At 70.8% G+C, this 17,991-nt stretch carries 13 protein-coding genes; 3 read left to right on the top strand and 10 right to left on the bottom strand.

The features are described 5' to 3' along the window. Positions 1–40: 40 nt before the first annotated feature. Both ABD793_RS32160 and ABD793_RS32155 read right to left on the bottom strand, forming a co-directional pair. Positions 41–532 (bottom strand): DUF6912 family protein, encoded by a 492-nt coding sequence (locus ABD793_RS32160; RefSeq protein ID WP_344866881.1) that lies wholly within the window; start codon positions 530–532, stop codon positions 41–43. Beyond that, positions 529–1,926, bottom strand: a complete 1,398-nt coding sequence (locus ABD793_RS32155) for a WS/DGAT/MGAT family O-acyltransferase (protein ID WP_344866879.1) — start codon at positions 1,924–1,926, stop codon at positions 529–531. Before ABD793_RS32155 ends, ABD793_RS32160 begins: the two co-directional genes overlap by 4 nt. Before the next feature lie 34 nt (positions 1,927–1,960). On the opposite strand from ABD793_RS32155, the gene ABD793_RS32150 reads away from it, so the two are divergent. After that, the gene (locus tag ABD793_RS32150; RefSeq protein WP_344866877.1) at positions 1,961–2,725 is read left to right on the top strand and encodes a TrmH family RNA methyltransferase; all 765 of its coding nucleotides are present in this window, start codon (positions 1,961–1,963) and stop codon (positions 2,723–2,725) included. Here the strand turns inward: ABD793_RS32150 and ABD793_RS32145 are convergent. Then, entirely contained in the window at positions 2,718–3,101 is a 384-nt protein-coding gene (locus ABD793_RS32145) for an HAD-IA family hydrolase (protein WP_344866875.1), read from the bottom strand. The two genes, ABD793_RS32150 and ABD793_RS32145, sit on opposite strands and share 8 nt — an antisense overlap. A gap of 166 nt (positions 3,102–3,267) precedes the next feature. On the opposite strand from ABD793_RS32145, the gene ABD793_RS32140 reads away from it, so the two are divergent. Continuing rightward, complete coding sequence (locus ABD793_RS32140; RefSeq protein ID WP_344866873.1) at positions 3,268–3,741, top strand: Rv3235 family protein; 474 nt, start codon at positions 3,268–3,270, stop codon at positions 3,739–3,741. A 45-nt stretch (positions 3,742–3,786) separates the two neighbouring features. Here ABD793_RS32140 and ABD793_RS32135 read toward each other — a convergent pair whose 3' ends face one another. The 7 genes from ABD793_RS32135 to mtrA form a co-directional block, all read right to left on the bottom strand. Then, positions 3,787–5,013, bottom strand: a complete 1,227-nt coding sequence (locus ABD793_RS32135) for a cytochrome P450 (RefSeq protein ID WP_344866871.1) — start codon at positions 5,011–5,013, stop codon at positions 3,787–3,789. Between the two features lie 94 nt (positions 5,014–5,107). Then, the gene (secA, locus tag ABD793_RS32130; RefSeq protein WP_344866869.1) at positions 5,108–8,023 is read right to left on the bottom strand and encodes a preprotein translocase subunit SecA; all 2,916 of its coding nucleotides are present in this window, start codon (positions 8,021–8,023) and stop codon (positions 5,108–5,110) included. A 228-nt stretch (positions 8,024–8,251) separates the two neighbouring features. Next, the gene (gene hpf / locus ABD793_RS32125; protein WP_344866867.1) at positions 8,252–8,944 is read right to left on the bottom strand and encodes a ribosome hibernation-promoting factor, HPF/YfiA family; all 693 of its coding nucleotides are present in this window, start codon (positions 8,942–8,944) and stop codon (positions 8,252–8,254) included. 1,348 nt (positions 8,945–10,292) lie between these two features. After that, positions 10,293–10,583, bottom strand: a complete 291-nt coding sequence (locus ABD793_RS32120) for a ComF family protein (RefSeq protein WP_344866865.1) — start codon at positions 10,581–10,583, stop codon at positions 10,293–10,295. 2,173 nt (positions 10,584–12,756) lie between these two features. After that, positions 12,757–14,511 (bottom strand): LpqB family beta-propeller domain-containing protein, encoded by a 1,755-nt coding sequence (locus tag ABD793_RS32115; RefSeq protein WP_344866863.1) that lies wholly within the window; start codon positions 14,509–14,511, stop codon positions 12,757–12,759. Next, on the bottom strand, positions 14,508–16,241 hold the full coding sequence (gene mtrB, locus ABD793_RS32110) for an MtrAB system histidine kinase MtrB (RefSeq protein WP_344866861.1): 1,734 nt from the start codon (positions 16,239–16,241) through the stop codon (positions 14,508–14,510). The genes ABD793_RS32115 and mtrB overlap by 4 nt, the downstream gene beginning before the upstream one ends. A 7-nt stretch (positions 16,242–16,248) precedes the next feature. Then, entirely contained in the window at positions 16,249–16,926 is a 678-nt protein-coding gene (mtrA, locus tag ABD793_RS32105; RefSeq protein WP_005150760.1) for an MtrAB system response regulator MtrA, read from the bottom strand. A gap of 173 nt (positions 16,927–17,099) precedes the next feature. Between mtrA and ABD793_RS32100 the strand changes: the two genes are divergently transcribed. Further along, a complete protein-coding gene (locus tag ABD793_RS32100) occupies positions 17,100–17,888 on the top strand; it encodes an IclR family transcriptional regulator (RefSeq protein WP_344866858.1) in 789 nt (262 codons plus the stop codon). Positions 17,889–17,991: the final 103 nt, after the last annotated feature.

Here is a 17,991-nt window from a genome sequence, read left to right as displayed (position 1 = left end):
ACTCACCTACCGCGTCGCCAACCCCGCAACCCACTTCCCGTTACAACAGCTCCAGCAGGAAGGGCAGTTCCTGGGGTGCGTACCAAGCCAGTTCGTGGTCTTCGGCGTCGCCGAGGGTGAATTCTGCGTCTTCGTCGCCAAGGTCTGCGGCGTCGATTACTGCGGCGGCTGCGGTGACTGCGTCGGCTGCTTCGGCGGCGTCCACGTGGATTGCGGCGATCTGGGACAGCGGGACCGGGCCGTCCAGGCGGACCACTGCGGCGTCCAGGTCGGCACGCAGGGTCACGTTGTCCACATCGGCCGAGACCACCGCTCGGCGGGGTTCGCCCTTCTCCTCGGCCGAGATCAGCCGCAGGGACGCCCGTGCCGCGTCGAGCAGGGCCGCGTACTCCAGTTCCTCGTCCGAACCGCTCACGTACGCCTCGCGCAGCGCGGGCGTGAGCGCGAACGCCGTCCCGCTGCGGGCGCGGATTTCTCCGCTCGCTTCGAGGTCCCGCAACATCGCGATCGTGGCCGGCAAATAGATCCTCACCAGTGCGCACCCTTCAGCTCTTCCAACGCTTCTTCGATCATCCCGCCGAGCAGCTCGACGTCGAACGCGGCCTTGCGGTCGCCGTTGAGTCCGAAGTAGACGCCGCCGTGGTAGGACGTGACCCCGATCGCCAGCGCCTGGGTACGCATCAGCGGCATCACCGGGAACATCTCCACCAGTCTGGCCTCCCCCGCATACATCGGCACCTGCGGGCCGGGTGAGTTCGTGACCATCAGGTTGAAGATCCGCCCGGACAGCGACCCGCCTGCCCGCGCGCCGAGCGAGTGCAGCGTCGCCGGGGCGAAGCCGCTCACCTTGAGCAGACCGCGCGCGGCCACCGAACGGCCGGAGTCGAGGTGTTCGTCCATCGCGTGGCCGATGTGCTGCAGCCGCAGCACTGCGTTCGGCTCGCCGACCGGCAGGTCCACCAGATAGGCCGCCACCTCGTTGCCGATCAGCGCGGGCGGAGCGTACTCGGCCGTCTCGACATCGTGCACCGCCATCGGCACCAGCGCACGCACGCTCGACGTTGGCGTCAGGCTCTCCCCGCGCGACAGCAGCCATTCCCGCAGCGCACCGGTGATCGCGGCGAGGATGCCGTCGTTGACCGTGCCGCCGTGTTTCGCACGGACCGCACGGAAATCCTCCAGCCGCGTGCGCACCACGGCGAACATCCGGCCACCGGAAACGCGCACGTTCAGCGGTCCGGACGGCGCGGGCCGCACCACCGTCGCCGCGACACCACCGAGCGTTTCCGCGACCTTGCCCACAGTGGCGAACGCGTCGGTGGCAGCCGAGCGGACGTTCTCCGCCAGCTCGCCGGGGCGCTGCACGGTCTCGCTCACCGCGTCGAGCATCAGCTGAGTGCGGCTCGGTTCCCGGCGCGGCGTCCAGCTGTCCTCGAACGGCTCCGGTGGCGCCGGCTTCTCGTCGAGGATGAGCTGGCCGAGATCGATCGTGCCGATACCGTCCACAACGGACTGGTGGGTCTTCGTGACCAGTGCCACCCTGCCGCCGGACAGCCCCTCCACGAAGTAGGCCTCCCACAACGGCCGTTCCGGCGCGAGCCGGCGCGACATCAGGCGGGCCACCAGGTCGAACAGCTGCTCGGCGCTGCCCGGCTCGGGCAGCGCGGACCGCCGGACGTGGTAGTTCAGGTCGAAGTCGACGTCGTCCACCCACACCGGACGCGCCAGGTGCCCCGGTACGCCGAGCACCCGCTGGCGGTAGCGGGGCAGGAACGCCAGCCGCGCGCCGATCAGCGCCAGCAGCTGCTCGTAGGTGAACCCCGATGGCGGTCGTTCGAAGATCGCCACCCCGCCGACGTGCATCGGCGTCGTCTGGTCCTCCACGTACAGGAACGAGGCGTCCAGGGCGGACAGGCGGTCGGGCATGGGCCGATCCTTACACAGTGCGAGACTGAGCGGCGTGGGTGATGACGTGGCGGTTTCCCCGAAGGACCGGTTCCTGACCGTCTACGGGCGCAAGCCCGTGCTGGAGGCGCTCGCGGACGAGGGCCTGCGGGTGGACAAGGTGATCCTCGCCGACACCGCGCGCGGCCCGGGTGCCGCGGAGATCCAGCGCGCGGCGAAGGCGGCCGGGGTGCCGGTGCAGCGGGCGAGCGCGCACCGGGTGAAGGTGCTGGCCGGCAACGGCAAACAGGACCAGGGCGTGCTCGCGGACGTGGTCGCGCCGCGGATGCGCCCGCTCGCCGCTGCACTCGACGACCGCCGCCCGCCGGACCGGTTGCTGCTGCTCGACGGCATCACCACGCCCGCGAACGTCGGCATGATCCTGCGCACCGCCACGGCCGCGGGGCTGGCCGGGGTGATCGTGCCGCGCCGAGGCGTGGCGGCACTCGACCCGTTGGTGGTCAAGGCGTCCGCGGGGGTGGCGTTCCGGGCACCGGTGCTCCGCTGCGCGAGCGCCCGCGAGGCGGCGGAGCTGCTGATCGAAGCCGGCTACGGCCTGTACGCGCTGGGTGCGTCCGCCGTCACCTCGGTGTTCGACGTGGACCTGCCGCAGCGCGCGGTCTTCGTCCTCGGCGGCGAGACCGGCGGCGTCGGTGCGGAGGTGGCGGATCTCGTGACGGAATGGGTTGCCATCCCGATGCCCGGCGAGGTCGAATCGCTGAACGTGTCCGCGGCGGCCGCAGTGGTGTCGTTCGAGCTGGTGCGGCGCGGGCTCAGCTGAACAACGCGGCCAGCTCGTCGAGCGTCGCAGGCACGGTCAGGTGGTGCACGCCGACCATGCCCGCCTCGACCGCACCACGGACGTTGCGTTCGGCGTCGTCCACGAACACACAGCCGGCCGCGGACAGGCCGAGGCGTTCGGCAGCCACCAGGTAGATCTCGCGGTTCGGCTTGGCCACGCCGACCTCGCCGGAGAACACCAGCGCGTCGAAGTACGGCCCGAGCTCGGCCTTCGCGCCGGGACCTGCTCCGGGCGCGTTCGACACGAGTGCGGTGCGGGTGCCGGCGGCCCGCACGTCGCGCAGATAGTCGTAGAGCAGCCCCGCTTCCGGGTCGGTGAGAACTCCGGCGTAGTCGACCAGCAAGCCTTTCAGCACGTGACAAGCCTATCCGCTGTTGCGGCGGCACCAGCCATAGCGCATTAAGCACGCGTATCCAGTCCATTTGGCCGGTTTCCGCCCGATCAGGCACCGGTTGTGCGGTTTCCCGAGGGCAGGACGCACTTACCCGGTGAGTGGCACGTCCGTGTTCAGGGAGGAATTCATGCCGACGCACCACCTCCGCTCGTTGACGTCCCGGCCCGTGCGCCGGATCCACCGCCGGGTGGCGCGCCCGGCGGTACGGGATCTGCCGCCTGCCGGGCACCGCCTGGTCCGGCTCGCGGAACCACCCACCGAACGGCGGCTCCTGCAGCGGCTCACCGCGATCCTCGAAGTGCTCGCAGGCAGAAGGGCGGCCGCGCAGATCCGGCCGCTCGTGGACGAGGCCCTGTTCGCCCGGCTGGCCGCGCACGGCCCAGTGCCCGGCGCCCATCACCGCATCGGCGGGCTGCACGTGTGCCGTCCGTCGGAAACCGCCCTCGAAGCGAGCACCACCCTGACCAGCGGCGGACGGGTACACGCGGTAGCGGCCCGCTTCGAACGCGGCCGCACCGGCTGGGTGTGCACGCGCTTCCACGTCCTGGCGCCGAGGACCGGGCCGGTCCGGGCGTACCCGGAACGCCCGTCCGTGGCCTGACCGGTTCGGGACAGCCGTCCCGGCCATCAGGTCACGCGTCCGGAGTCAGCCGGTCGCCACCGGGAGTGCCGACAGGCCGCGAAGCGTCGTCGTCGGGTTCCACTCGGGGGTGCCTGCCAGTCGCAGCGCCGGGATACGGCGGGCCAGCTCGCGGAACACGACACGTCCCTCCATCCGGGCGAGCGGGGCACCGAGGCAAAAGTGGATCCCCTGGCCGAACGCGAGGTGCCGGCCCGGTTCGCGGGACGGGTCGAACACGTCCGGATCCGGGTGCACCGAGGGGTCGCGGTTGGCCGCGCCGAGGAGCACGACGACCTGGCTGCCCTCGGGCGCGTCGAAGCCGCCGATCGCGGTCGGGCGCCGCGCGAAACGCGTGGTGAGCTGCACCGGCGAATCGAACCGCAGTACCTCTTCCACCGCGTTCTCGGCCAGCTCCCCGTCTTCGCCGAGTGCGGCCAGCCCGCGAGGGCCGTGCAGCAGTGCGTGCACACCGTTGCCGATCAGGTTCGTGGTGGTCTCGTGCCCGGCGACAAGCAGCAGGATCAGCGTGACGAGAAGTTCGCCTTCGGTGAGCTGATCGCCCTGGTCGGTCACGGTCACCAGGTCCGACAGCAGGTCCGCACCCGGCGCACGGCGCCGCTGCGCGGCCAGATCTCGGAAGTAGCCGACGAACTCGCGGCGAGCGCGGGTCGCCTCGGCCGCCACCTCGGCGGGCAGGAGGAAATCCGGATCGAGCGCCCGCGCCATGGCGTGCGACCAGCCGGCGAACAACTCCCGGTCGGCCAGCGGCACCCCGAGCATTTCGGCGATCACCTCGACCGGCAGCGGGCGGGCCAGCCCTGCCATCAGGTCGCCCGCGCCGGCCTCGAGCAGCTGCGACCCCAGCCGCCCGGCGATGTCCTCGATACGCGATTGGAGGCGTTCCACGGTGCGTGGAGTGAAGGCCTTCGACACCAGCCGGCGCAACCGCGTGTGATCCGGTGGGTTGAGTCCGAGAAAGGCCCGGACCACGCGGCCGTCCTGGTCCACCGGTTCGTCGGGATGCTGTTGTTCGGCAGGGAGCAGCTCCGGTTCGGGATGTCCCCACGCCTGATCCCGCAATACCGCGACGCTTTCCGCGGCCCCGCTCACCACCAGGAACCCGGGCCGGAGTTCGGCGACCGGGGCGTGCTCGCGCCACTGCCGGTAGCGCGGATACGGATCCGCCCGCCGTTCCGCGGAAAACAGGTCGGCGAAGGTGTCCAGATCTGTCCGCACCGGTGCGACGTCCATGCGCACTCCCCTCGATGCCGCGGACCGTCCCTTCCGGACAGACCGGTGCGCTCCGGCTACCCGGGCCGTCCACAGAGGACGGCCCGGGTAGCCGTCAGCGGCGCGTGCCCTTCTTCGACTTCTTGGCCTGTGCCCGCTCGGCAGCACGCCGTTCCCGCCGGGTGTTGCCACCGCTGCCGGACGCGGCAGCTTCGGTCTTCGCACTGTCCGAACGCGACTCGACACCGCCGCCCTCGGACGGGCCGGACATGGTCAGCCCGGACTGCGTGGCACCGTCGGTTCCCTTGCCCCGCAACGCCGAAGGCACGGACTCGGCGTCCGTGGCCGGTGGCTGCGGCGGTGCGGGACGCGCGTGCCGTCCGCCGTCCTCGCCGAACGAGGCGGCAGCCGCACCGGTGGCGGCAGTGACCCCGCCGGGCAACGCGGACGGATCGGGCTGCTGGGCCGGTTCCGGTTCGGCGCGCTCGACCTGCAGGTTGAACAGGAAGCCGACGGCCTCCTCCTTCAGCGATTCGAGCATCGCGCGGAACATGTCGAAGCCCTCGCGCTGGTACTCGATCAGCGGATCGCGCTGCGCGAGCGCCCGCATGCCGATGCCCTCCTTGAGATAGTCCATCTCGTAGAGGTGCTCGCGCCATTTGCGGTCCAGCACGGTGAGCATCACCTGGCGTTCGAGCCGGCGCATCGCGCCTTCCTCGCCCACCAGCTCGTCGATCTCGGCCTCCCGCCGGGAGTACGCCTCGAGCGCGTCATCACACAGCGCCTGGTTGAGACTTTCGGCGTCGAGGTCGCCGTCCTCGACCAGCTCGTCCCAGTCCAGGCTCACCGGGTACAGCGTCTTGAGCGCGGTCCACAGCTGGTCGTGGTCCCAGTCCTCGGAGTACCCCTGTGCGGTGGCGCCCTGCACGTAGGCCTGCACGACGTCGGTGATCATGTGCTCGATCTGCTCCCGCAGATCCTCGCCCTCGATCACGCGGTGCCGCTCGGCGTAGATCACCTTGCGCTGCGCGTTCATGACCTCGTCGTACTTGAGGACGTTCTTGCGCGTCTCCATGTTGAGCTGCTCGACCTGGGTCTGCGCGCTCTTGATCGCCTTGGAGACCATCTTGTGCTCGATCGGCACGTCGTCCGGCAGCCGCATGGTCGTCATGACCCGCTCCACCATCACCGCGTTGAACCGGCGCATCAGGTCATCGCCGAGCGACAGGTAGAACCGCGATTCGCCGGGGTCGCCCTGCCGTCCGGAACGGCCGCGCAGCTGGTTGTCGATCCGGCGCGACTCGTGCCGTTCGGTACCGAGCACGTAGAGGCCGCCGACCTCGATGACGTGCTCCGCCTCGGCCTTGGCCTCGTTCTTGACCTTCTCCAGCACCTCGGGCCACGCGGCCTCGTACTCCGCGGAGTTCTCCACCGGATCGAGGCCCTGCTCGCGCAGCTCCTGGTCGGCCATGATGTCCGGGTTGCCGCCCAGCACGATGTCGGTACCGCGGCCCGCCATGTTGGTGGCGACCGTGACCGCGCCCTTCTTGCCTGCGCGCGCGACGATCAGCGCCTCCCGGCCGTGGTACTTCGCGTTCAGCACCTCGTGCGGCACGCCCAGTTTGAGCAGCAGCTTCGACAGCAGCTCGGACTTCTCCACGCTGGTGGTGCCGACCAGTACCGGCTGGCCCTTCTCGTGCCGCTCGGCGATGTCCTCGGCGACCGCCTCGAACTTCGACTGCTCGCTCTTGTAGATCAGGTCCGCCCGGTCTTCCCGGATCATCGGCCGGTTCGTGGGGATCGGCACCACGCCGAGCTTGTAGGTCTGGTGGAACTCGGCCGCCTCGGTTTCCGCGGTACCGGTCATGCCGGACAGCTTCGCGTACAGCCGGAAGTAGTTCTGCAGGGTGATCGTGGCCAGCGTCTGGTTCTCCGCCTTGATCTCGACGCCTTCCTTGGCCTCGATCGCCTGGTGCATGCCCTCGTTGTAGCGGCGGCCGACCAGGATGCGGCCGGTGAACTCGTCGACGATCATGACCTCGCCGTCGCGGACGATGTAGTCCTTGTCCCGGTGGTAGAGCTCCTGGACCTTCAGTGCGTTGTTCAGGTAACCGACCAGCGGGGTGTTCGCCGCCTCGTACAGGTTCTCGATGCCGAGCTGGTCCTCGACGAACCGCACGCCCTTCTCGGTCACCGCGACCGTGCGCTTGCGGACGTCGGTCTCGTAGTGGTACTTCGAGTTGATCAGGTTGGCCTTCTCGACCCGCTCCCGGGTGCCCATCGTGGTGGTGTCGATGCCCTGCATCAGCGGGGCGATCCGGGCGAACTCCACGTACCAGCGCGAGGACTGGTCCGCGGGGCCGGAAATGATCAGCGGGGTGCGCGCCTCGTCGATGAGGATCGAGTCGACCTCGTCCACGATCGCGAAGTTGTGCCCGCGCTGCACGCACTCCTCGAGCGACCAGGTCATGTTGTCGCGCAGGTAGTCGAAGCCGAACTCGTTGTTGGTGCCGTAGGTGACGTCGGCGTTGTAGTGCTTGCGGCGCTCCTGCGGGTCCTGCTGGGCGAGGATGACGCCCACCTCGAGCCCGAGGAACCGGTGGATGCGGCCCATCCACTCGGCGTCCCGTTTGGCGAGGTAGTCGTTGGTGGTGACGACGTGCACGCCCTTGCCGGACAGCGCGTTGAGGTAGGCCGCCAGCACGGACGTCAGCGTCTTGCCCTCACCGGTCTTCATCTCCGCGACCTGGCCGAGGTGCAGTGCGGCGCCACCCATGATCTGCACGTCGTAGGGGCGCTGGCCGAGCACGCGGTACGCGGCCTCCCGCGCCACCGCGAACGCGTCCGGGAGCAGGTCGTCGAGTGATTCGCCGTTGCCGTACCGCTCCCGGAACTGGTCGGTCTTGGCCCGCAGCTCGTCGTCCGACAGGTCCTTCACGTCGTCTTCGAGGGTGTTGATGTGATCGGCGATGTTGCGCAGCCGTTTCACCATCTTGCCCTCACCCGCGCGGAGCAGGCGGTTCAGCACCATCCGGTCGACCTCACTAGCTGATCATGATCGCGCCCGAGCCGGTCCCGGGCAGTATTCTCCCGCGGCGGACACCCGACTGCGCCGCCGTCGCTCACCCCATCGTAGGGAACCCGGCGTGGTCCGTGCACGCACGCCGTCGCGGAAGGTCACGAGAGGCCGCCGACCGGGGTCTTGCGGGCATGCAGATGGCCCGCACACAGCCGGTGTGCGGGCCATCTGCGACGCGGCTCAGCCGAGCCGGATCACGCCGTAGTCGAAGCCCTTTCGCCGGTAGACGACGCTCGGCCGTCCCGCCTCGGAGTCGTTGAACAGGTAGAAGTCGTGGCCGACCAGCTCCATCTCGTAAAGAGCCTGGTCCACCGTCATGGGGTCCGCGTCGTGCTCCTTCTCGCGGACGACGCGGCCGGGCTGGTGGCCCGGGTCGTCCTCTTCCCAGCGCTTCTGCTGGGGGATATCGCCGGCACTCGTCGCCGCGAAACCGTCGCCGGAGAGGGATCCGGTCGCGTCGGGTGCCTCCAGGACCGCCGTGCCCGCGGTGGGCCGGGCGACGGAGTCCGTTCCACCTGCCACCGCCATCGAGGTCGCCTCGGCGACCGACTCCGGACGGCTGCGCCCGTAGTGCACGCGCCTGCGGTCGTGTGTCCGCCGCATCCGGTTTTCCAGCTTGGTGACGGCAGAATCGAGCGCTGCGTAGAAGTCGGCGGCGCACGCCTCGGCGCGCACGGCCGGACCACGGCCCTTCCCGGTGACCTCGACGCGCTGGCAGCTCTTGGCCTGCCTGCGGTTGGGCTCGTGGAAGAGCTCCACGTCGTAACGGATGACCTTCTTGTCGTAGCGCTCAAGGCGGGCCAGCTTTTCGCTGACGAGTGCCCGATAGTGCTCGGGCACCTCCACGTTGCGGCCCTTGATGACGATGTCCATACACGACCTCCCTCGCCGACATGACTGCGAGCTGTTGTGTGTTCACACGGCGCCGGTGCTGCGGGGACGGAGCCCGGATCTGGCGGGCCGAGAAGAATCCGGCAGCCGGTCACGACGTCTCGTGGCGGATGCGCGAACGCGGACTCAGCGGGCCTCCGGCGCCAGGGACATGGGCTGCACACCTCCCTGCCTGCGGGTTTGCCTGATAGCGGAGCACGTTAGCTTCATCACGCCGTCCGCAACAGCCCCCGAGCCGGGGGATGTCACGCTTCGGGAACCCGTTACGGCGCGCAGTGAAACGCCCGTGCAGGCACCGAAATCCACGCCCGGACGGTGCAACGCACCCACCGGGGTTTCACGCGGACGGCGCAACGCCGGGTACCCCCGGACGCCGAGGGTGACGGCCCCCTCCGCCGCAGCCGCCACCCCGGTGGAGTGCGCCGCGGGAGGAGTAATCCCGTACCGGACCCGCATGCCCGGACAACGGTCGGCGGGAGGCGGTGGTTCCCTGCCGACACCACTCGTGTAGGTGACGTTCACCGACCGGTCGCCGGGCGGCCACCCGACGACCGACCGGATGCCGCAGCACGCAGGGCTGACGTACGGACAGACGGGCGAATCGGCGGACCTGCAGACGGGCCGACGTGCGGACGGCCCGGCACCGGCGGGCCCGACCGGCACGGGCGGACGGCCCGGCACGGGCGGACCGGCACGGCGGGCGGACCGACCGGCACCAGCGGGCCGATGCGAGCAGGACCGAACTCCAGGCGGGGTCCGACATGCGACCGGGCCTCTGCAGCGAGTGGAGTCGGCGCGCCGGCGGCGAGCGGAGCGGACCCTCGGGCGGGGCGACATGCGAACCCATGTGTGCTGAGACCCGTCCACGCAACCGGGTCCGCCGGCGGGACAGACCCAACGCACAGATCCGACCCGCAGATGCGTCCGACGTACGGGCAGATCCGACGCGCGGGCGGGGTGGACCTGCCCGCGTGAGCGACATGCGAACCCATGTGTGCCGAGACCCGTCCACGCAACCGGGTCCGACGGCGGGACAGACCCAACGCACAGATCCGACCCGCAGATGCGTCCGACCTCCGGGCAGATCCGACCCGCGGGCGGGGTGGACCTGCCCGCGTGAGCGACATCCGAGCCCGTGTGTGCCGAGGGCTGCCCCGCCCGCGCGAGTCCGGCGTGCGGGCGAAGCCGACGTGCGATCGGGGACCTGCGGGCGGGCCGACTTGTGGCGGAGCGGTCGGCGCGTGTGGGCCTGCGCCGAAGCGGGCCAGTGTGCCGGAGCTGGTCCGGGTGGGCGGGCCGTGCCGGGCAGATCCGTGCGGGGTGGGTTGGCTCATCCGGCAGCGAGCAGTGCGACGACGGCTGCCACCGGCACCCCTGCCTCGGCCAAGGTGGTGACGCAGGCGGCGGACGTGGTCCCGGTCGTGATCACGTCGTCGACCAGGACGACGCGGGTGCCCGGTGGCGGGCGGCCGTCGGGGAGGAAGCGGAGACGGCCGTGCAGATTGCGGGCCCGCTGGGTCCGGGAGAGGCCGACCGAGTCGCGGCCGCCGTCGAGGACCAGCGCGGGTGCGACGTAGACGTCGCCGAGCAGCCGGGCGGCGATTTCCGCTATTCGCTGCATGTGCGGACCGCCGCGGACCCGGGACGCTACCCGGCGGCTGGGTACCGGGACCAGGCAGAGAGGCTGATCGACGGCCCGGCGCGACCCCGCCGACTGCCCCGAAACACCGTCCGGACAAGGCAATGCCGACAGCCACCGCCGCTCCCGGCCGGACAACGGCGGCCGCTCAGCCGATGGGTGGGGTGGATGACCTCCGTTCGGTGCGGCACGCCCGAGTGGTGCCTGGTGGCGGATGTGGCTGGTGGGTTCGGTCCGACCGGCCCGCTGGTACCCCGCACCGCAACCACGCCCCGGCGACAATCCACCCGGTTGGGGGCCGTCCGGAGCCTGACGGCCGGCAGCGAACCGAGACCCCGCCACCGGCTCGGCACCGGAAGCGCGCCGACGCGCAACGAGGGACTCGGGGCCAGCCGAGAACCGGCGGCTGGAAACGGACTCGGGATCGGAAGCGAACCGACCGGCAGCCCCGGACTCCCGGCCAGGAACCACCCGATGGCCGGGAGGAAGCCCGGCCCCGGACGGAGACCCGGAATCGGCCGGAGCCTCGGAGCCGGAAGTACGTCGACGCTCAACGGCGGACTCGAAGCCAGCGGCGACTCGACGCGCGGAACCGGACCGGCGCACAGAGTCCGGCCGGGAACCGGGAGCTGGACGGAATCCGGCGGCCGGATCGGAGGCGCGACCCGGCCAGGAACCAGAGATCAACAGGGTTTCAGGGGCCGGCCCGGATGCGTAGTCCAGCCGGGACTCGCGGATCAGCAGGGTTTCAGGGGCCAGCTCGGATGCGTAGTCCGCCCGGGACCCAGGGATTGGCAGGGTTTCGGGGGCCAGCCCGGAGGCGTAGTCCAGCCGGGACTCGCGGATCAGCAGGGTTCCGGAGGCCGGCCCGGACCCACACCCCAACCGAGACTCGGGGGTTGGCGGGGTTTCGGGGGTTCGTCCGGAGCCGGCGGCCGGGCCCGGACCTGGCGGTCTGAAACCGGAATCCGGCTGGGAGTCGAGGAGCGGGCTGGAGCCGGGAGGTGGCTGGGAGTCGGGGGCTGCCCTGGACCTGGGAACCGGCCGGGGGCCGGAAGCCTGCCGGAGGCCGGGAGGCGGCTCGAGGCCGGGAGGCGGCTGGGACCCCAGATCTGGCTGCCAGTCGGGGGTCGGCAGGGCGGCGTAGCCGGGTAGGGACTGCAGGGCGGTGGCCAGGGCCCGGCCCAGTGCGGGGGCGACGTCGCGGCGGCCGCGTTCCTTGTAGGTGAGCAGGATTCGTTTCGCGACGCCTTGGTAGGGAGCGAGGGCGTAGGCCGGGACGGTCAGCGGAGTGCGGACCACCTCGGTCAGGGACGACCACACGCGGGAACAGTCGGCGCATACGGCGGTGCCTCGGGTGTCGCAGCCGGCGCAGCGGGATGGGAGCAGCAGGTCCAACAGCATGACTGCGAGTATGCAACCCAGCACCGACAGTTTCCGGCGCGAAGCCCGATAACCAGCGGTTCGACGACCGTCACCAGCGGATCAGGCAACGCACGTCCGCGACGGCCGGCAGTTCGGGTCGGCCGGCAGTTCGGGTCGGCTGCCACCGGTGCACGACCTCGGCGACCACCCAACCCGGCAAACGACCGACGGGCCGCCGACCGCCTGGCCCGGCGGCCTGCCACCGGACCAGAGCACCCGCCACCCGGACCCACCGACCCATCACCAAACCGACAACCCCACCAACCACCAAACCTTGCGACCCACCAACCGCCAACCCGGCGACCCACCGCCAGACCAGAACACCCACCACCCGGCGGCCCGCCTCCGGGCCAACGCCACCGGTCACCAGCCATCACGCCCAGCGACCTACCAACCGGACCAAGGCACCAACCGCCCACGCCCAGCGACCCGCCGCCACCGGACCAAGGCACCGACCGACCCACCAACCAGACCAAGCACCAACCACCCCGGGCCCAGCGACCCGCCACCGGTGGGCCAGGGCCCGACCAGGCCAGCCATCCGCCAACCAGACCGGCCTGCCGACCACCCCGGTCCGCGACCCGCCCAGAGCCTCAATCGGCTACCCAGCCCGACAACCCATCGTCGGACCGCAGCGCCAGACACACGATCGGTCCGGGCGCACGCCGGGCTGCGCCCGAAGCCGATCGGCACCGGCCAACCGGTCGGAAGGGGGCCGGCCGGACCGGTCTCAGCCCGGGTAGAACGGGATCGCGTCGCGGAGGGTGTGGGCTTGGGGGCGCCATACTTCGCCCAGTTCGGTGGCGTTCCACAGGCCTCCGGCGTCGGCGGCGACTATCGGGCGGCTCGGGGCCGCGGTCACCGCTCGGACCGGGGGCGTGAGGTTCGAGCCGTTGAACGCGTCCATCCTGCGGCCGTCCACGGAGACTCGCTGGATCGGCTGCGACGTCGACGACGTGGCCGCCACCAGGGTGTCCGGGCTCGAGCCCCAGTCCACGTCCACCACGTCCGACAGGACGCCGGGCTGCAGGACGCGGGGTTCGCGCAGCGTCACCGTGTCCCCGCTGCGCACGACGGCGGCCACGACCAGCTGGCCGTTCACGATGGCGGCCACCCTGGCACCGTCGCGCGACAGCCGCAGTGCGTCGATCGGGCCCAGCGCCAGCAGGTCGTTCGCGTTCACGCTCTGGCGCTGCCAGTGACCGTCCGGGTCGAGCACCATGCGGGCGATGATCGTGTGGTCGACGACCGTCCACACCTCCCCCGACAGGCCGGACCCGCTCGGCGCCGGGCGCCAGGTCGGCCTGCTCAGGCTGCCGCCGTTCAGCTCGACCGGCGGCAGTTCGCCGCCGAGGTCGCCGATGCGCAGCCGGACGCGGTCGCCGTCCTGTTCGACCACGGCCAGCCGTTTGCCGTCGATCGACTGTGCGGCACTCACCACCCCGTACGCACCGGTGCCCGCCGGGCCGGGGATCGGGGCGCCGGTGCCGAGCGAACGGATCCGGCCGCCGACCGTCATCAGGCCGGGCAGGTCCGGACTCGGCGAGGAGGCCGCACCGTAGGCGGGCACATCACTGCTGCGCCAGTACTCGCGATCACGTACCAGCGGGGAACCGTCGGCGAGCAGCCGGATCCGCGTGGACGTCACGGTCTGCATCGACAGCGTGATCTGCGCGGCGATCAGCGACCGGGTTTCCTCGCCTGCCCCGGTGAGCCCGCTCAGCTGCACCAGCAGCGAGCCGTCGTCGTTGTTGGTCACGTTCGTCTCGAGCGTGACCTGGTCACCGAGCAGGTTCTTCACCGCACCGGAAAGCCCGGCCGACGGGCCCTGCAGGATCATGTCCATCACCCGGCCCGGCATACCCGACTGCGGCCGCGCGCCGACGTAACGCAGATCCGGCACGAACGTCCCGGAGTCCGGCGAGTAGAAGCTCACCGCGACGCGGTTGTAGTTCGCGTCGAAACCGTCGTCGGTGACCAGCAGGACCGGCGGCGGGGTGGAGATCCGCCACTGCCCGTTCGGCTGCCGTCGCACCTGGAAGGTCGGTTCGGTCGGGCCGGAACCGGGGATGAACGCGCTGTCCGCGCTCAGCGTGCCGAGGATCGAACCGCGCAGCGACACGGTGCGCACGTTCGGATCCGGTGGCGCGGCCGACGACGACGGCGGTGCGGGCGTCTGGTCGTAGACCGTGCTGAAGGTGTTGTCGATGATGGTGATCGCCCGGCTCGGCCGCCACGCACTGCGCTGCTGGTCGTCGAGGAACGCACGGGCGGCCACGTTGCCGGACCGCGGATCGGCGCAGGCTTCGACGAACTGCCGCACGAGGGTGAGCGGGTCCGCATCCTTCCCCGGCTGCGGGAGGTCGTTCGGCTGCGGCTGCGGCCCGTCCGTGGAGACCGCCACCGGCGACGACTCCAGTGGCACGTTCGCGCATCCGGCGAGCAGCAGCACGCTCGCCACCGCCAGCAGCAGCACCCGCCTCATCGGCCGACCTCCTCTCGATCCGGGTCCTCGGGGACCGGCTCCGGCTCGGACTGCAGTTCGTGCACCGAGGACGGCGACAGGGTGATCTCGGAAACCGCGTCGGCAGGCGGCAGTCCGATCGGGCTTTCGCCGATCGGCACGCCCTGCCGGCGCGGCAGCACCAGCCGGAAGCACGCGCCGTGCCCGGTTTCTCCCCATGCGTCGAGGATTCCGCCGTGCAGGCGGGCATCCTCCTGGCTGATCGCCAGTCCGAGCCCGGTGCCGCCGGTGCGCCGGTTGCGGGACGGATCGGCCCGCCAGAACCGGTTGAACACCAGATCCGCCTCCCCGGTCCGCAGTCCGACGCCGTAGTCCCGCACGGTGATCGCCACCGCGCTCTCGTTCGCCGCCACGGTGAGCACCACCGGCTGTCCCTCGCTGTGGTCGACCGCGTTGGCGAGCAGGTTGCGCAGGATCCGCTCGACCCTTCGCGCGTCCACCTCGGCCGACGCGTCGTCGTCCGGCAGTACCAGTTCCACCTCGCTGCCGGTGCCCGCGGCGAGCACCCGCACCTGCTCCACCGCGCGGGTCGCGATCGGCCGCACGTCGATGTCCTCGGCGGCCAGTTCCTCCACCCCCGCGTCGAGCCTGCTGATCTCCAGCAGATCGCCGAGCAGTGACTCGAACCGGTCCAGCTCGTCCACCAGCAGTTCGGTGGAACGGGCCAGCCCGGCGGGGAACTGCTCGCGCGAGGCGTGCAGCACGTCCGCGGCCATCCGCACGGTGGTCAGCGGGGTGCGCAGCTCGTGCGACACGTCGGAGGTGAACCGGCGCTGCAGTCCGCCGAACTCCTCGAGCTGGCGGATCTGGAGCTGGATGCTCGCGGCCATCCGGTTGTAGGACACCGCGAGCTTGGCCAGATCGTCCTCGCCGACCGCGGCGAGCCGCTGGTCGAGGTCCCCGCCCGCGAACTGCTCGGCCGCCGCGGCCGCCTGCCGCACCGGCCGCACCACCTGCCGGACCACCAGGTTCGTGATACCCGCGAGCAGGATCAGCAGGACCAGACCGCCGACGAGCAGCGTGTTCTGCACCGTCGAGACGGTGTTCTGCTCGCTGGTCAGCGGGAAGAGCAGGTACAGCTGCAGCGGGCTGGCCGCCGAATCGAGCGGCGTGCCGACGATCAGGTAGGTGGTGCGCACGCCCTTCTCGTCGACGGTGTGCTCCAGCCGGGCCAGCCGGTCGGCTTCCACGAACTGGCGCAGCCGGACCGGGATCGAGGAGAACGGGCCGACGTAGATCGGATCGGTGTCCGCCTGTCCGCGGGCGACGCTGGCGAGCACCGGTTCGAACGCACCCGCGGTGGACCTCGCCGGGGACGAACCCGCCGACGAGATCTTCTTCAGCGCGTTCTCCAGGCGCGTGTGCAACGCGTCCGGCGATTCACCGCCGACCCCGACGAGCTCGCGCGCCGCGGTGTCGGCCAGCGCCTGCGTCTGCTCGATCGCGGCGTTGCGCTTGGTGTCCAGCAGCCGTTCGGTGATCTGGTTCTGCAGCACCATGCCCAGTACGAACACCACGGCCGAGGACAGCGCCAGCGTGGAGATCGTGACGCGGAACTGCAGCGAATGCCGCCACAGGTCGTTGAACGCACTCGCCCGGCGGCGGAGGAGAACCACGAGCCGCCGCAGCAGGCGCCCGGTAGCCCGGACAGTGCCGGCCAGCCGGCCCGCGCCCCGCGCGAGACCGGTCATCGCCCCATCACGGCGGGCCGGCCTTGTAGCCGACGCCGCGTACGGTCAGCACCACCTCGGGGTGCTCCGGATCCTTCTCCACCTTCGAACGAAGCCGCTGGACGTGCACGTTGACCAGCCGGGTGTCGGCCGCGTGCCGGTAGCCCCACACCTGTTCGAGCAGCACTTCCCTGGTGAACACCTGGCGCGGTTTGCGGGCCAGCGCCACGAGCAGGTCGAATTCGAGCGGGGTCAGCGGGATCGCCTTGCCCTCGCGGGTGACCTCGTGCCCCGGCACGTCGATGGCGAGGTCGCCGATGGTGAGCGATTCGGCAGGCTCGGCCTCGGTGCGGCGCATCCGCGCGCGCACCCGCGCGACGAGTTCCTTCGGCTTGAACGGCTTGACCACGTAGTCGTCGGCGCCGGATTCGAGTCCGAGCACGATGTCCACGGTGTCGCTCTTGGCGGTCAGCATCACGATCGGCACGCCGGATTCGGCGCGGATCGCCTTGCAGACGTCGATGCCGTTCATACCGGGCAGCATGAGGTCGAGCAGGACCAGGTCCGGCTTGAGCTCGCGCAGCGCGGGCAGTGCCCGCGAACCGTCCGCGACCACTGCGGTGTCGAACCCCTCGCCGCGGAGCACGATGGTGAGCATCTCCGCGAGCGCAGGGTCGTCGTCGACCACCAAGACACGTGCCTTCATGTGCACATGTTCGCACTACGGCCCGCGCCCGCGCGCCCGACCCGCGTGGTTGACCACCGGAAAGATCAAGATTGCGGTCCCGGTTGCGCCATCCGGACGTGCCGGGGCGGTGGCAGCGCACGGATTCGCCCGCTCAGCCGAACAGATCGCACCGGAGCGGTTACTGTTGCGTCATGCGGAACCAGAACTCGGGCAACGCAACAGGAAGTCAAGTGCAATCGGTCGACCGCGCGATCACCGTACTGGAGCTGCTCGCGCGCAACGGGGAATCGGGGATCACCGAGATCGCCGGGGAGCTCGGGGTGCACAAGTCGACCGCATCCCGGCTGCTGAGCGTTCTGGAATCGCACGGGCTGGTGGAGCAGCTCGGCGAACGCGGTAAGTACGCGATCGGTTTCGGCGTCGTCCGGCTGGCCGGTGCCGCGACCGCCCGGATGGACCTCGCCAAGCTCGGCAGGCGGACCTGCCAGGCAGTGGCCGAGGAGCTCGGCGAAACGGTGAACATCGCGATCGCCGACGACGGCGTGGCGATCAACATCAGCCAGGCCCGCGGGGCGGCCGCGATCACCACGCAGAACTGGACCGGGCAGCGCACGCCGCTGCACGCGACCTCGAGCGGCAAGGTGCTGCTCGCCGCGATGGACGACGCGGAACGCAAGCGGATGCTCGGCCACGACGAGCTGGCGCCCTACACCCCGCGCACCACGGTCGACATCGACGAACTGGAGTCCGAACTGGAGCGGGTGGCCGAGGACGGCTACGCGTCCTGCTTCGAGGAGCTCGAGCTCGGCATGCACGCGGTCGCGGTGCCGATCCGCGGGACCGGCGGCGAGGTGGTCGCCGCGATGAGCGCATCCGGACCGTCCTACCGGCTTTCCAAACAGCGGATCCGCCAGATCGTGCGGCCGATGACCGAAGCGGCGCAAGAGCTTTCCGCCCAGCTGGGCTATTTCGAGGGCTGACCGGCCGCGCCGGAGGGCGGCGGCGGATCCGGTCCTTGACAGCACGCCGCGGATCCCGCACTTTTGGTGCGCAAGACGGAACATCGATCTCCATCCGCACCGT

Origin of the sequence: Amycolatopsis ultiminotia (genome assembly GCF_039536925.1) — a bacterium.
In the GTDB taxonomy this organism is placed as follows: Bacteria; Actinomycetota; Actinomycetes; order Mycobacteriales; family Pseudonocardiaceae; genus Amycolatopsis; species Amycolatopsis ultiminotia.
This window is presented reverse-complemented; position numbering and strand designations above follow the sequence as displayed.

Bases quoted from the DNA above. Each gene is read 5' to 3' on its own strand.
- ABD793_RS32155 (WP_344866879.1), bottom strand. From the start codon at position 1,926: ATGCCCGACCGCCTGTCCGCCCTGGACGCCTCGTTCCTGTACGTGGAG.
- ABD793_RS32140 (WP_344866873.1), top strand. From the start codon at position 3,268: ATGCCGACGCACCACCTCCGCTCGTTGACGTCCCGGCCCGTGCGCCGG.
- ABD793_RS32135 (WP_344866871.1), bottom strand. From the start codon at position 5,013: ATGGACGTCGCACCGGTGCGGACAGATCTGGACACCTTCGCCGACCTG.
- secA (WP_344866869.1), bottom strand. From the start codon at position 8,023: ATGGTGCTGAACCGCCTGCTCCGCGCGGGTGAGGGCAAGATGGTGAAA.
- hpf (WP_344866867.1), bottom strand. From the start codon at position 8,944: ATGGACATCGTCATCAAGGGCCGCAACGTGGAGGTGCCCGAGCACTAT.
- ABD793_RS32120 (WP_344866865.1), bottom strand. From the start codon at position 10,583: ATGCAGCGAATAGCGGAAATCGCCGCCCGGCTGCTCGGCGACGTCTAC.
- ABD793_RS32115 (WP_344866863.1), bottom strand. From the start codon at position 14,511: ATGAGGCGGGTGCTGCTGCTGGCGGTGGCGAGCGTGCTGCTGCTCGCC.
- mtrB (WP_344866861.1), bottom strand. From the start codon at position 16,241: ATGACCGGTCTCGCGCGGGGCGCGGGCCGGCTGGCCGGCACTGTCCGG.
- mtrA (WP_005150760.1), bottom strand. From the start codon at position 16,926: ATGAAGGCACGTGTCTTGGTGGTCGACGACGACCCTGCGCTCGCGGAG.
- ABD793_RS32100 (WP_344866858.1), top strand. From the start codon at position 17,100: ATGCGGAACCAGAACTCGGGCAACGCAACAGGAAGTCAAGTGCAATCG.